General features: G+C 58.2%; 15 protein-coding genes, 1 tRNA gene and 1 pseudogene. 10 read left to right on the forward strand and 7 right to left on the reverse strand.

Going from position 1 to position 14030, the window contains the following annotated elements:
* Positions 1 to 189 (forward strand): hypothetical protein (locus AC2FEE_RS16185; RefSeq protein ID WP_496866363.1); only part of this gene is annotated, 189 nt, incomplete at its 5' end.
* 75 nt (positions 190 to 264) lie between these two features.
* Here the strand turns inward: AC2FEE_RS16185 and AC2FEE_RS16190 are convergent.
* Positions 265 to 498 carry a hypothetical protein gene (locus tag AC2FEE_RS16190; protein ID WP_496866364.1) on the reverse strand — a complete coding sequence of 78 codons (234 nt, stop codon included), beginning with the start codon at positions 496 to 498 and terminating at the stop codon, positions 265 to 267.
* A 546-nt stretch (positions 499 to 1044) separates the two neighbouring features.
* Between AC2FEE_RS16190 and AC2FEE_RS16195 the strand changes: the two genes are divergently transcribed.
* The 4 genes and pseudogenes from AC2FEE_RS16195 to AC2FEE_RS16210 all read left to right on the forward strand — a co-directional run.
* Complete coding sequence (locus tag AC2FEE_RS16195) at positions 1045 to 1551, forward strand: hypothetical protein (RefSeq protein WP_496866365.1); 507 nt, start codon at positions 1045 to 1047, stop codon at positions 1549 to 1551.
* A gap of 117 nt (positions 1552 to 1668) precedes the next feature.
* Positions 1669 to 3300, forward strand: coding sequence for a bifunctional aspartate transaminase/aspartate 4-decarboxylase (locus AC2FEE_RS16200; RefSeq protein WP_496866366.1), 1632 nt, complete (start codon positions 1669 to 1671; stop codon positions 3298 to 3300).
* 26 nt (positions 3301 to 3326) lie between these two features.
* Positions 3327 to 4598: an aspartate-alanine antiporter-like transporter gene (locus AC2FEE_RS16205; RefSeq protein WP_496866367.1), complete on the forward strand. Its 1272-nt coding sequence runs from the start codon at positions 3327 to 3329 to the stop codon at positions 4596 to 4598.
* A gap of 15 nt (positions 4599 to 4613) precedes the next feature.
* Positions 4614 to 5000: pseudogene (locus tag AC2FEE_RS16210) on the forward strand (aspartate-alanine antiporter-like transporter); the annotation flags it as partial.
* A gap of 1 nt (position 5001) precedes the next feature.
* Here the strand turns inward: AC2FEE_RS16210 and aspT are convergent.
* The gene (gene aspT, locus AC2FEE_RS16215) at positions 5002 to 6702 is read right to left on the reverse strand and encodes an aspartate-alanine antiporter (RefSeq protein WP_496866368.1); all 1701 of its coding nucleotides are present in this window, start codon (positions 6700 to 6702) and stop codon (positions 5002 to 5004) included.
* A gap of 307 nt (positions 6703 to 7009) precedes the next feature.
* On the opposite strand from aspT, the gene AC2FEE_RS16220 reads away from it, so the two are divergent.
* Positions 7010 to 7558 (forward strand): hypothetical protein, encoded by a 549-nt coding sequence (locus tag AC2FEE_RS16220; RefSeq protein ID WP_496866369.1) that lies wholly within the window; start codon positions 7010 to 7012, stop codon positions 7556 to 7558.
* Positions 7559 to 7695: 137 nt separating this feature from the next.
* Here the strand turns inward: AC2FEE_RS16220 and AC2FEE_RS16225 are convergent, their stop codons facing one another.
* The 3 genes from AC2FEE_RS16225 to AC2FEE_RS16235 all read right to left on the reverse strand — a co-directional run bounded on the left by AC2FEE_RS16225 (position 7696) and on the right by AC2FEE_RS16235 (position 8785).
* Positions 7696 to 7998, reverse strand: a complete 303-nt coding sequence (locus AC2FEE_RS16225; protein WP_496866483.1) for an SH3 domain-containing protein — start codon at positions 7996 to 7998, stop codon at positions 7696 to 7698.
* Between the two features lie 242 nt (positions 7999 to 8240).
* Positions 8241 to 8316 (reverse strand) — tRNA-Ala (locus tag AC2FEE_RS16230).
* A 142-nt stretch (positions 8317 to 8458) separates the two neighbouring features.
* Complete coding sequence (locus AC2FEE_RS16235) at positions 8459 to 8785, reverse strand: TIGR02300 family protein (RefSeq protein ID WP_496866370.1); 327 nt, start codon at positions 8783 to 8785, stop codon at positions 8459 to 8461.
* 100 nt (positions 8786 to 8885) lie between these two features.
* Between AC2FEE_RS16235 and AC2FEE_RS16240 the strand changes: the two genes are divergently transcribed.
* From AC2FEE_RS16240 to AC2FEE_RS16250, 3 genes are all read left to right on the forward strand, one after another.
* The gene (locus AC2FEE_RS16240) at positions 8886 to 9581 is read left to right on the forward strand and encodes a M48 family metallopeptidase (protein WP_496866371.1); all 696 of its coding nucleotides are present in this window, start codon (positions 8886 to 8888) and stop codon (positions 9579 to 9581) included.
* 31 nt (positions 9582 to 9612) lie between these two features.
* Positions 9613 to 10260 (forward strand): GntR family transcriptional regulator, encoded by a 648-nt coding sequence (locus AC2FEE_RS16245; RefSeq protein ID WP_496866372.1) that lies wholly within the window; start codon positions 9613 to 9615, stop codon positions 10258 to 10260.
* Positions 10261 to 10371: 111 nt separating this feature from the next.
* Positions 10372 to 11499: a lytic murein transglycosylase gene (locus AC2FEE_RS16250; RefSeq protein ID WP_496866373.1), complete on the forward strand. Its 1128-nt coding sequence runs from the start codon at positions 10372 to 10374 to the stop codon at positions 11497 to 11499.
* Here the strand turns inward: AC2FEE_RS16250 and AC2FEE_RS16255 are convergent.
* Positions 11496 to 12458: an acetyl-CoA carboxylase carboxyltransferase subunit alpha gene (locus AC2FEE_RS16255; protein ID WP_496866374.1), complete on the reverse strand. Its 963-nt coding sequence runs from the start codon at positions 12456 to 12458 to the stop codon at positions 11496 to 11498. The genes AC2FEE_RS16250 and AC2FEE_RS16255 overlap by 4 nt on opposite strands.
* A 121-nt stretch (positions 12459 to 12579) precedes the next feature.
* On the opposite strand from AC2FEE_RS16255, the gene AC2FEE_RS16260 reads away from it, so the two are divergent.
* On the forward strand, positions 12580 to 13413 hold the full coding sequence (locus AC2FEE_RS16260; protein ID WP_496866375.1) for an AraC family transcriptional regulator: 834 nt from the start codon (positions 12580 to 12582) through the stop codon (positions 13411 to 13413).
* Position 13414: 1 nt separating this feature from the next.
* Here the strand turns inward: AC2FEE_RS16260 and AC2FEE_RS16265 are convergent, their stop codons facing one another.
* Complete coding sequence (locus tag AC2FEE_RS16265) at positions 13415 to 14011, reverse strand: LysE family translocator (RefSeq protein ID WP_496866376.1); 597 nt, start codon at positions 14009 to 14011, stop codon at positions 13415 to 13417.
* Between the last annotated feature and the right edge of the window lie 19 nt (positions 14012 to 14030).

Raw genomic sequence — 14030 nt, forward strand, 5'->3', positions numbered from 1 at the left:
CTTGAGCGCTCCAACCTGAACACACGTCGCATTCTTCGCCGCCAACTGCAAAACAGCACCATAAATCATCGGGGCCGGTTCAGGATCGAGATCAACAGTTGCCGGGTCAGTTCGGTTTTGCGGGATTTGGCATCGTCTCTCATCAGTCCCCTCCTCGGACGTGCGGCGCGAATCGCGGCGTGGCTGTGATGAGTTGCTTGTATTCCAATAAAATACAATATGTATACAAAAATATCATGCGTCATGCCCTTCGATTGCGCCAATCTAATCGGGGGATTCGATGAGCCAGTCGGACACATCACTTTCATTCTGGTCGAAGTTGGCTTCTGAAAAGCAGGCATCGACCACTGCGCAAGCCGCGACGCGTTTCTGAAGGCAGTCCGCTAAGTAAACTCTGTGTTCAGCAACTTTGTGGCCGACGTGACGCCGAATCTGATCGGTAGAGCCCAGCGTTAAGGACGAACCATCGGTGTCGCTCAGCTGGCTGGGGCGATCCACATTATGCAGAATTGGTTCAATGCTCCGGTGTTGCCGCTTCGGATCGCCATGGGCTGGGCGTCCGAAAGCCCCAGCATCTTTCGTAGATGTCCCGGTTTTAGCGCTACGCCACGTGCTCAGAAAGGCAAAATGGATTGAGTATCAGCGGCGGGGGGAGCTGCTCTGTCCGTTGGCGAGCCCAGTTGGTCAGGCGCTCACCCCCTGATCCCGCTCGTACCCCCTCGTTAAATTCAAACTCGTAAACTGATCAGCAGGATTGAGTTTTGATATGTGTGAAAATGGGCATAACTATTACGAGATCGTGTCAGATCTATGTGTTTTGCAGCCCAAATCACAGCGCGTGCCCCAATTCGCACTACGCGAAAAAACCGCAAAGGGGCAAATGTTGGCCACCTGCGATCACTTATGTTTGCGTTAGAACTGGCTTTATGTCATTTTTATTTAGCCAAGAATGGGACAATTTCTGTAAATAATGGCGTTAAATCGCAACCGAATTTGTTCGAGAGTTTCCAAGTCCTCATCAGGAGTTAACTTTGGAGGACTGATATGAATTTGGAATCCCACCACGCCGCAGTGGAACTTGCGCCGCGTATCATTTCTATTGCCAAGCGCGAGCAGCAGATTTGTCAGGCGTCCAAAGCAGCCGAGGCCGCGTTCCAACGTATTACAAACGCGGCCAATGATGGTGTTGCAGTGCAAAGTGAATTGCAGAACCGGGTGTTTTCCATCTTCCGCTGGTATTTCCTGTCCGCTTTTTGCACGCGCCTGCTGACGGATGCTGCGCATCGGTTGGAGCATCAGACCCTGCAGGTGTCTGTGGATATATTTAGCGCGGTTAAAATGGTCCTGACGGAAAGTGAGATTGAACGCTCGATGGCGCTGGTAAGTGTCGAGCGCACGTCTCCAACGGTGGTCCGCGCCAATGACATCGGCAGTCGCGGGCACACGGTGGGTTGGGTCGCCGCAGGGCTTCATGAAGAAGGTCAGAAGTTTCCGGCCGAGATTCAGAACGCCCTGGCTGGAGCGTTAGCGGCGTCGGCCAGGATCAACTGATCCCCGGCAGTGGTTGCCCCTACGTCAGAGCCTGACTGCGTAGTTTACACATGCACAAATCCTTGCGTACGATCCGGTTAAATTCTTCCGATTGTTTTAACGCAAAGGATTGAAGCCGTGTCAGAAACACTAGACCTTCATAAGTTCGAAAACCTAAGTCCTTTTCAAATCAAAGACGAACTCATCAAGTTGGCCGAGAAAGAATCGCGCCAGATGGCCTTGCCTTATCTGAACGCAGGACGCGGCAATCCCAACTGGATCGCCACCAAGGCGCGCGAGGCGTTTTTCCTGCTGGGCCAGTTTGCAATGACCGAGGCTCAACGCCACCGCGATGAACCGCAGGTCGGGCTGGCCGGGATGCCGCAGGGGCCGGGCTGCTATGACCGGCTCAAGGCGTATTGCGCGGACTCAGTTGACAAGAACGGCCCTCAGGGCGCGGACACACTGGCCGCCGTGGTGGATTTTGCGATTGAGAAATTCGGCTTCATTCCGGACGATTTCGTGCTGGAACTGACCGACGGTATCGTCGGCGACCACTATCCGATGCCGGATCGCTGCATGAAGCACAATGAGGCGATCGTCCATGAGTACGTGATGTGGGCGATGTGTGCAGGGCATCGGCCCGACGCAAAGTTCGACATCTACGCAGTTGAAGGTGGCACTGCGGCGATGTGCTATATTTTCAAAGCGCTCAAGAACCAGCGACTGCTGAACGCAGGTGACACCATCGCCTTAGGCACGCCGATCTTCACGCCCTATCTGGAAATGCCGGTACTGGAGGACTATGGGCTGAACGTGGTGGATGTGTCCTCGGAAGAGGAAGACCATTTCCAGCTGACCGATGACGATCTTGAGCAACTGGCCGACCCTAAGGTCAAAGCGCTGTTCCTGGTCAACCCGGGTAACCCGTCCTCGGTTGCTATCAGCCCTGAAGTCATGATCCGGCTGGTCGAGTTCGTCAAAACCCGGCGCCCGGACCTGATTATCCTAACCGACGACGTCTATGGCACCTTCATTCCGAACTTCCAGTCGGTGATGGGGCACCTGCCCGAGAACACGATCGGGGTTTATTCCTACTCCAAGTATTTCGGCTGCACCGGCTGGCGTCTGGGCGCGATACTGGTGGCCGAGAACAACATCTTCGACAAGATGATCGCCGAAGCACCGGACGAGACCAAAGCCGTGGTCAACGCACGATACGAGACGCTGACCCCGGACCCGTCCTCGTTCAAGTTCATCGACCGGATCGTCGCGGATAGCCGCGATGTGGCGCTGAACCACACCGCAGGCCTGTCGCTGCCGCAGCAAGTGATGATGACGCTGTTTTCTCTGGTCGAACTGATGGACGAGAACAAAGCCTACCAGAAATTCTGCTGGGGTATCCTGAAACACCGCTTTGATGAACTGGTCAAAGGCATGGGCATCGAAGTGCCCGACAACCCACTGTTCGACCGGTATTATGGCATCATCGATTTTGAGTTCTGGCTGCGCAAATATGTAGGCGAAGAGGTGGTCGAGTGGATCAAGGAAAACGTTCATCCGCTGGATATCTCGTTCAAACTGGCGCAGGACCACGGGATCGTTCTGCTGAACGGGTCGGGCTTTGACGCCCCGAACTGGTCCGCACGGGTATCCTTCGCCAATCTCGATGACAGCGCCTATCGTCAGATTGGCCGCGCGGTACGGGCGGTGGCCGTGGGCTATGTGCAGGCCTATCGCGCCTCGAAAGGGTTGCCGTTGCACGGCTGAATAAAGGCGCAGGGGGAGGGGCCGAAATGGAATTGATCGGGTCAATCTTTGGTCACCATCCTGCCCTTGCTTTGTTCTGTAGCCTCGCCCTTGGCTATGCGTTGGGCAAGATTTCCATCGGCTCGTTTACCGTGGGGTCGGTGGCGGGCTGTCTGCTGGCCGGTGTGCTGGTTGGCCAGACCGGAGTGGTGGTATCGGATGACTTGAAACAGGCGTTTTTTCTGCTGTTCCTGTTCTCGATCGGGTACCGGACCGGGCCGCAGTTCTTCCGATCCCTGAACCTGCACGCCTTGCCGCAGATCGCCGTCACAGTGCTGCTGTGTGTCGTGGCGTTGGTTGTTGCCGCGGTGTTGGCCCCGCTGATGGGGCTTTCGGTGGGGATTGCCGCGGGTCTTTTGGCGGGCGGTGTGACCGAAAGCGCAACGCTGGGCGTGGCTATCGATACCTTTGCCAAAACCGGGGCAGACGAAGCCGCGCAACAGATTTTCGATGGTGAGATCGCCACTGGTTTCGCCGTGGCCTATTTTGTTGGCGTGATCGCCACGATCTTTTTCCACACGCAACTGGCCCCGCGGTTTTATGGCCGGTCATTGAAAGAAGCCTGCGCGGAACATGAGGCCGAGCTGGACGATAACGGTGCCCCAATGGTGTCTGAACACCGCGATTTCGAGGCCCGAGCCTATCGCATCAATCCCGAATTCGCGGGCCGTCGAATATCAGAGCTTGAGGCCCGCGTTCCTGACCATGTCCGCGCCTTTTTCGACCGGGTGCGGCGTGGGGACAAGATTCTGCCAACTACGCGCGATATGATCCTGCAAGAGGGCGACATCGCCGCTATCGCCGGCGTGCGGTCTTATCTGATCGACCACACTGCCATGTTGGGGGAAGAAGTCGAAGACCCCGAACTTCTTGATCTTCCAGTGCAAACCAACGATATCGTCGTGACCAATAAAGAGGTTGTCAATCAAACCCTGGCCGAACTGTCAGCCCGCCCCGAGGCTCGTACCATTTACCTGCGCGGTATCATGCGCAGCGGCGATCCGCTGCCGATCTTTCGCGGCGTGATCCTGCATAAGGGCGACGTGCTGACCGTATCCGGCACCCGAAACCATATCGAAGATGCCGCCGCCAGACTGGGCTATCTGGACCGCGAGACCAACAAGACGGATATGATCTTTGTCGCATTTTTCATCCTGCTGGGCGGGCTGATCGGCATCCCGGCGTTGAAATATGGCGCGATTGAGCTGGGTCTGGGCACTTCGGTTGGAGTGTTGCTGGGCGGATTGGTGGCGGGGTGATTACGCTCGGTTCACCGGACGTTCGGTTTTGTGCCCGAGGCAACGCTGTGGATATTCGACTCTTTGGGGTTGTGTGTATTCGTGGCCTGCGTGGGCATCACCTCGGGTTCCAGTTTTGTAACCGGAGTAATGGAAAGCGGCCCGTCACTGATCTTTGGGTCGGTGGCCATTGTGCTGCTGGCCCACGGGTCTGCGGTCTTTGTCGGCCGCAAAGTCTTTGGCATAAACGAGGGTGTACTGGCGGGCACCTGTTGCGGGGCAGGGACGTCGGCGCCCGGCCTGGCCGCCGTGCAGGAAGCTGCACAGAGCCAGGTTCCGACGCTGGGCTATGGCCTCGGCTATGCCGTGGGCAATGTGCTGCTGGCCCTGTGGGGCTCTGTCATCGTGATCCTGCTGATGTAGCTTACGGCACGAAGGCCACGACCAGCGGACCCCACAGGGTTAAGAAGATATTCGCCACCGCATAGGTCATGGTGAAGGCAGGCGTCGGGGTTGCGTTCCCGGTCTTTTCCAACAGCGTCGCAAAGCCTGGATTGCCGGACCGTGACCCGGTCACCACCGCGCAGGCCTCGACCGGGTTTTTGATGCGCAGGACAAAATAATTGATAGGGAACTGAACGATCATCGGCATCAGCGTGACGACGACCCCCAGAAGCAATAGGATTATGCCGTACTCCTGAATTGCCTCCAGCGCGGGCTTGCCCGCGTTCAGGCCGACGACCCCGACAAATACAGCAAGCCCGAAGCTCTGCAGGAAATTCGCGGCACCCCGGTTAATGCCGCCAATCTTGGGTCGACGGATACGCAAGTATCCGATGATCAACCCGGTCACGAGGCATCCAAGACCGGACCCCAGCGCCACCTTGGTGCCCGCGATGACAAAGCTGATTTCACCGATCAAATAGCCGACGGCCACGCCGATCCCTAGCGCGATAAAATTCGTGACCGAGGCTGATGGCGGCACATAGCCCGCCACCTTGGATACCCGGTTCAGATCGTCCTTGTGGCCGACGATTGATACCTCGTCACCCGCGTGAATTTCGGTATTGTGCAGGACAGGCACATCGTGGCCCATGCGGGTGATCTTGGAGATATGAACCCCGCGCCGCTGATCCGCCGTCAGTGCTTCGCGGAGTTCCGACAGGGTCTTGCCTGCCAGTTTGCGGTTGGTGATGACGACGTTGCGGCGCTCTTCTACAACGGTCAACTCGGGCGGGTATTCACCGATCTCACCACTTGCGGTACCCTCGAACTGAGTCAGGGTCGCAACCAGCGCCGACACGACGATGATATCCCCCGCGCCGATGACAGTATCAGGCGTCGGGTCCACTGGGGCACCTTCGTGCAGCAACTTCTCGACGATCAGGTCTCCGGCATAGGCGCCCTCGATGGTTTTCACAGTTTGGCCCACAATTGTGGCGTCGGCATTTACCTGATAGGCGCGGGCGTCGAAGCGGTTCATAGGAAAGAACTCACCTTCCTCTAGCTTGCGCCCGCCACCGCTGAGTTTCTGAGCCAGCTTGATTGCCTCTTGCCGCAGGTCGACGCGCATTATGATCGGGATGACGCTGACGGCCAGGATCGGGCCGATCGAGCCAAAGATGTAAGTGACTGAATACCCCACAGCGATGTTGGTCTTGAGCTTTTCAGCCTCATCCGCAGCCAGCCCCAGCAGGTCGATGGCATTGCCAGCGGTGCCGATGATGGCGGATTGTGTCAGCCCTCCGGCGGCCAGCCCGGCCGCCAACCCCTTGTCCAGCCCGGCCAGTCTGGCAACGACGATGACAAAGAACAGCCCCCAGAGGGTCATCATGAACGCGGCCAGCAGCTTGGTCAGGGCGGTTCGGTTCAAGGCCGCAAAGAACTGTGGTCCGCCATTGTAGCCGACCATGAAGATGAACAGCGAGAAAAAGACGTTCTGAACATCAGTGCTCAGGTTGATGCCGCCGATCTGGCCCACGAAGACCGCCACCAGCAGGGTTCCGGCGATACCGCCCAGTTCGAACTTGCCGACCCGGAACTTGCCGGCGCCGTAGCCGAGGCCCAGACAAAGAAACAGCGCCATGATCGGATAGGCGCGAAGCTGTTCTGTGATCAATTCCATCTCAAACTCTCCAAGTTTCAAATCCGGTCGTAACAACGCCGTGAAAGACGCCTCAGAGCGCTGATAAATCTTGGAAATTCAGATTACCCGTGTCGCGCTGCGCTCAGGTAAGCATCGACTTTGTGTTCTGTCAAATTGTCCCCCAAGACCCGGTGTCGCGAAGACGGTCGAGACATATGTGTTGCATCCCGGCCTTCGCATCGATGTCTGCTTGTAAACTCTGTGGATATGCGGTTGGGTCGGCTGATCCTGCGAATGAGCTTTTGTCTGTGGCAGTCAATTTGGTGCAGGCGTGATGGCATAAGATTTGCCGATTTTGATTTCGGGTACGCGCCCGCAGCTTGTGCTGCATCTGGCGGAACTGCTAACACGGGCCGGCCACCTGGTGACCTTGGGCGATCACCTGAAACACCCTGTTGCTGCGGCCAGCCGATTGGACGTCGGGTATCAGCGCATCCCTAATTTCACGATCAAGCCCCAAACAGCGCGTGCGTTGCTGCCTGAGACCATTTCGTCCAAGGGCATTAAACTTGTTGTACCCACCTGTGAGGAAGCGCTGCATGTGGGCGCAGAACCACATGGGTGCCGAGTTGTTACGCTTGCGGACTATCGGGGATTGGTGCGTGCCGGGCCGGGGCGTGAACCTGCCGAAGCGGAGATCGTCCGGCCGTCTGTGGAGTGCTTAGTCCGCGTGACCGGATGGACGGGTCAGGTATCATTCGACCTGATGCAGACTGAGGATGGTCGGATATTCGTGTGTGACGCAAAGACGGTCCGCTTTCCACCCGACCGGCGGATTAGATTTGTTCGCTTTGGATGCAAGCGGTCCAATGCACTCGAAGCACCAAGATTCTAAGTGAACGTCCGGTAAGGGCACTTCGCGGCCCGTTGCCCGATTACGTCTCCAAATGAAGAGTGCGTTAGAACTTAAAGGAAGTTTCCAATGGGTATTTTTTTGGTGCCGTCAATACAACGGTGCTACACACTTTATAATCAAATTTTTCGCAAATATGCCCAGGAGACATATCCCTTTAGCCCACGCGCGCGCTGCAAGGACACGCTGCACCAACGGGTTCCGCCGGTCTGCTCACACCTGTGAACTCTTAAAGCGGTTCCATTTGGAAGACCCACGATCACATTGAAACCTATTCCAGGCCCTGCACGCAATTTCAGCATATCTCCGTCTTCAACGCCAAAAACCTCGTATTGTCCAAGCGAAGCCGCCGCTGCAGATTTCGCTTCGACAATAGCGCCCAGGAAAAACGCTGCCAGAGGTAAGAAGATTACACTACGCATCACTTTAGCCTGCCTGTTGCCCCAACCACAATCGTAACGGCTTAGATCATCAAGTGGAACTACCTGACAGCAGAATGCACAATTCTTTATCTGCCATTGAAGCAAAATTATCAGCTGCGCTGGAGGTCTGGGGTGAACTCATTTTCGTCTTCTACGATCTGCAAAAAGAACCGATGCGGACCTAAAGGAAGTCTCTTCTGCCAAAAAGTAAGAACTTTAGAGGCCGTATCAACAATGGATACTGGTGGAGCCTAGGGGAGTCGAACCCCTGACCTCTTGCATGCCATGCAAGCGCTCTCCCAACTGAGCTAAGGCCCCTGCCAAGTACTGCCGAAGCAGTGGACGGACGTTTATGAGACGGCGACGACGAGTGCAAGTCCAAAAAATGGAATTTTCCAAAAAGTTCCGACCCGCGCCCGGGGGTGGGCATGAGGCGGCAGGGGGCCGCCTCTGACCGGTTTTAGTTTTCGTCTTCCGACGACATGTCGGTGATATCGTCCAGCGAGACGTTATCACTGTCGTCGTCATCATCGTCCAGCAGATCATCTTCCAGATCGACATCGACATTGTCGTCGTCATCCAGAACAAGATCCTCTTCCGGCGCGTCTTTGCGCGCTTTGGCCGAGGCTGCATCTTCCGCATCCGCAGCGATCATCCGGCTCTTGCCGGTCTCAAGCTCCACGATCTCGCCGGTGTAGGGGCTGATGATCGGGTTCTTGTTCAGGTCGTAAAACCGCTTACCGGTTGTTGGGCAAACGCGCTTTACGCCCCATTCTTCCTTGGGCATGTCAAATCCCCTTGATATCAGGTGAGTCGTATCAACGATTCAGGTCACGTGCCACATGCAGCGGGCACTGTCAAAGCCTTTGCGCAGGAGAAACAGGCATATGGGAGATCACGCACTGCCCGGGACACCTCCGGTCCCGCTGACGTTGCGCAAATCGGCGCGGGCGCGACGGATCAGCCTGCGGATTTCCCAACTGGATGGGCGGGTTACGCTAACCTACCCGCAGGGCGTGCCCGAGACAGAAGCGCTAAGCTTTGCGCGCACCAAGGAAGAGTGGATACGCCAGCATTTGCAGGATCGCCCTGACCCGGCACTTGTTCAGTTCGGCCAGACCATCCCCATCGAGGGCGTTGAGAGGCGAATCGTGCCGACAAGGGGCCGTCGTGTTCTGTTTCAAGGTGATGAGATTGCCGTGCCGGTGGGGGCGGAGGCTCGGCGTTTGGCGCGGTTTCTCAAGGAACTGGCGCGGGATCGCCTGACAGGGGCCTGCGACGATTACGCGGCGATGCTGGGACGGTCATATTCCAGCCTGACCATCCGCGACACGCGTTCGCGGTGGGGGTCGTGCAGCTCTGCCGGAGGTCTGATGTTTTCCTGGCGGTTGATCCTGGCGCCGTCTGAGATTCTGCACTACGTCGCCGCACATGAGGTGGCGCATCTGGTCGAAATGAACCACTCCACAGCATTCTGGGCGCAAGTCGAGCGGATCTTCGGTGACTATCGCGAACAAAGGCGCTGGTTGCGCGACAACGGGGCGCAGCTGCACCAGTACAGATTTGATGTTCCGGTGAGTTGACCTTGCGCCTGTTTGTGATCACAAATTGGGAATGTTGACCACACGCTCCTCTGAATCCCATAGCGCGACACATGACCGGGTGTATCGCACATTGCGCTCACGTATCATGCATGGCGAGATGGCGCCGGGACAGGCGCTGACCCTGCGCGGGATTGGTAAGGAATTCGGTGTATCGATGACCCCGGCGCGGGAAGCCGTGCGGCGGCTGGCGGCAGAAGGTGCGCTGTTTCTATCAACCTCGGGCCGTGTTTCGACGCCCGAGTTAACCAATGACCGGATCGAGGAACTGGCCGCCCTGCGCGCGCTGCTTGAGGTCGAGTTGGCCAGCCGCGCCCTGCCGCGCGCGCATATGGCGCTGATCGACAGGCTGCAAAGCATCAACATGAACGTGGCAGAGATGGTGACCAAGCGTGACGCCGTTGGGTATATCCGCACCAATCTGGAGTTTCACCGCACGCTCTATCTTCGGGCGCAGGCTCCGGCGATGCTGGCGATTGCTGAAACCGTGTGGTTGCAGCTTGGCCCAACCATGCGTGCGCTTTACGGTAGGTTGCGGCGGACCGACCCACCGCATAACCACAAGCTGATCATCGCGGCGCTGCAAGCCGGAGACGAGCCCGGGTTGCGACTGGCGGTCCGGACGGATGTGACACAGGGTCTGAGGTTGCTGGTCAGCTAAGCGACTTGTTGCCGAAGGCCTGAAATTGCCCCTGAGGGGCTTCGTCGTTGTGGCTTGAAGATTGGGTCTGGGTTACTCTGGCCCAAATCACAACAAGAGCAGATTTTAGTCATGATCAATCGACGGATATTTTCACTGGGTCTCGGGGCGGCCCTGCTGACCGCTTGTTCCACCGGCGCTCCGACCAACACGCCCGCGTCGCGGATGCGACCGGTGCCAAATTCAGGATGGGATGCCTGGGTCGCGAGCTTCAAGGGTCGGGCAGCGGCGCAGGGGATTTCGCAATCGACCCTTAACAGTGCCTTTCGGGGGGCAGGTTATTTGCCCGATGTGATCGAGCGCGACCGCAATCAGGTTGAATTCAAGCGCTCGCTTGAGGACTACTTGGCGATTGCAGCCTCGGACGAGCGGATCGCCACCGGAAAGCAGATGCTGGTGCGGCATGCCGGAACCCTGTCGCAGATCGAAGCAAAATACGGCGTCGACAAAGAGGTTGTCGTGGCTGTTTGGGGGTTGGAGAGCCGATATGGCGCGCGGCGCGGGGATGTGCCGGTGATTTCGGCAGTGTCCACGCTGGCCTATGACGGTCGGCGCGGCGCGTTTTTTGAAAAGCAACTGGTGGCGGCCCTGAAGATCATTCAGGAAGGCGACACAAGCCCTGCCAACATGACCGGCAGCTGGGCCGGGGCGATGGGGCATACGCAGTTCATCCCAACGTCCTACCTGGCCTATGCGGTGGATTTCACCGGTGACGGGCGGCGGGATATCTGGTCCGAGGATCCGGCGGATTCACTGGCTTCTACCGCCGCCTATCTGGCGCGCGCCGGTTGGGTTCGCGGACAGCCTTGGGGTGGTGAGGCTGGCACGGTTTCGGGTACGCCTGTTGCGGTGCTGCAGCCGCAAAAACCGGGGCCGCGCATTGCAGTGTTCCGCAATTTTCAGGTGATCAAACGCTATAACAACTCGGACAGCTATGCGATCGGTGTTGGCCATCTGTCAGACCGGATCGCGGGTGGCGCGCCGTTTAAGGCCTCGTTCGGGCCCGACGCGATGGGACTGACGCTGGAAAACCGCAAGGAGCTTCAACGCCGGTTGACGTCGGCTGGGTATGACACACAGGGCGCGGACGGGGTGATTGGCAAGAATACCGAAGCCGCGATCAGCGCGTACCAACGTGCCAATGGGCTGGCCGCTACCGGCAAACCCTCTGTCGAGTTGCTGCGGCGGTTGGGCGGTTAGGCTGCCAACCCTTTCGAGCCGATATCCAGGAACTTCTGACGGCGATCCTTGATCAGGGCCGTCGCATCCTTGCCGTCCAGCTCTTGTAGCATGGCGGCAATTGCAGCGCGAACTGATTCAACAGTAGCGTTGCGGTCCCGGTGGGCACCGCCCTTGGGCTCGGTGATGATCCGGTCGCAGACGCCCAGCTTATGCAGGTCCTGCGCGGTCAAGCGCAGCGCCTCGGCGGCTTCGCGCATCTTCTCGGCATCCTTCCACAGGATCGAGGCGCAACCCTCGGGCGAGATCACCGAATAAACCGAGTGCTCCAGCATCGCGACGCGGTTCGCCGTGGCAAAGGCCACAGCCCCGCCGGAGCCGCCCTCGCCGATGATTACCGACACCAGCGGCACACCGATCTTCAGGCACATCTCGGTCGAGCGTGCGATGGCTTCGGATTGCCCACGTTCCTCGGCGCCCTTGCCAGGGTAGGCGCCCGCCGTGTCGATCAGAGTGATCACGGGCAGGCCAAACCGGCCGGCCATCTCCATCAGGCGCACAGCCTTGCGATATCCTTCGGGGCGCGCCATGCCAAAGTTGCGTTCGATCCGCGATTTGGTGTCCGAACCTTTTTCGTGGCCGATCACCATCACCGGTTGATCGTTGAACCGCGCCAGACCGCCGATTACCGCCAGATCGTCAGCAAAGTTCCGGTCGCCGGCCAGTGGAGTGAATTCGGTGAACAGGGCATCGACATAATCATTGCAGTGCGGGCGTTCCGGGTGACGCGCCACCTGGCATTTCCGCCAAGGGGTCAGATCATCATAAAGCTCTTCCAGCAGCTTGGCCGCCTTGGCGTCCAGCGCAGCGGCCTCTTCGGCCACGTCCATCTCTTCGTTGGCGCGCGCCAGCGCGCGTAACTCCTCGGCCTTGCCTTCGATCTCGGCCAGGGGTTTTTCGAAATCCAGATACTGGGTCATGACGCCTCTCAACGCGGAATTTCCCTGCTATATGACCTGTGGTTGCGCGGGATGCAACTCAGCAAGATTTGTGGATGCAGGATATGCGACCACGGTTGGGCAAAGAGAAGGAAGGACGCAAATGCCAACCAGCTATGAAAACCGCATTTTGCGTGTACTGGCTTACATTCACGATCACCCCGCCGGGGACCTGTCGCTGGATGAGCTGGCCGATGTAGCGGCGATGTCCCGGTTTCACTGGCACAGAGTGTTCCGCGCTCTGACCGGCGAGACCTGCGCGCAGGCGGTGCGTCGTATCCGGCTGCACCGTGCGGCGGTTGGGCTGGTTCGGTCTGACAAGCCGGTGACGCAGATCGCATCAGAGGTGGGCTATCCCAACCTGAACTCCTTTGCGCGGGCCTTTTCCGAGGCCTACGGCAGCAGCCCTGCCGCATTTCGCAAGGCCGGGCAGTTCTTGCCCGCCCATCCACATTTCAGAACCGGAGAATATCCAATGTATCCTGTCACTACCCGAACCGAATCCGCCCGCCGCGTTGTCGGCCTGCCGCACAGAGGCGCCTATGCCGAGATCGGCAAGAGCTTTGCGGCCTTCGGCGCCTTGTGCGAATCCCGCCAGTTGTGGCCGCAGGTCGGGCCGGTGATCGGCATCTATCTCGATAGCCCTGACGCTGTGCCCGTTGACGATCTGCGCAGTTATGCTGGAGCCGAATTCTGCGGCGATGACACGCCCGAAGGCATGGAGGCTGTGCAAATCCCTGGCGGCAAGACGGCTGTTCTGACGTTCAAGGGTCCTTATTCCGGGCTTGAGGCCGCCTATCACAGCCTGTTCGGCAACTGGCTGCCGGAATCGGGCGAGGAACCTGCGGACCAACCTTGTTATGAAATCTATCTGAACGATCCGCGCGATACAGCGCCCGAAGAACTGCTGACGGAAATCTGTCTGCCGTTGAAGTGATTCAGTTCGGCCACAGGACCGGGTAAAGCGATGCGACCAGCAGCGCAGCCATGGTCCAGTTGAATGCCACCAAACGGCGCGGGTTGGTTAGGATCCGCGCCATTTGCTGTCCCAGCACGGTCCATGTGCTGACCGAAGGCAGGTTTACCGCGCCAAAGATCAGCGCCACGATCACGATAGCCTGCAGCGTATGATCCGGCGTGTAGGCGGTAGTCGCCGTCAGAGCCATGGCCCAGGCCTTGGGATTGACCCATTGAAAGGCGGCGGCCTGTAGGAAGGTCATAGGATCGCCTTTCGTGACCCCGGCCTTGGTCGGTGCTGCATGCGCAATCTTCCACGCCAGATATAGCAGGTAGACCACTGAGACGAGCTTCAAGATCGTGTAGCTGACCGGGTACCGGTCAAAAACCTGCACCAGCCCGGCACCCACCAGCAGGACCATAAGGGTGAACCCCAGCCCGATTCCCAACATGTGGGGAATAGTGCGGCGAAAGCCGAAATTAGCACCAGACGCCATAAGCATCAGGTTGTTCGGTCCCGGCGTGATCGACGAGACGAAAGCAAAGGCGATCAGGGCCAGAAGAACGTCATAGGGCATCGCGCACATAATCACTGAT

Source organism: Ruegeria sp. YTSC199, assembly GCF_059609725.1.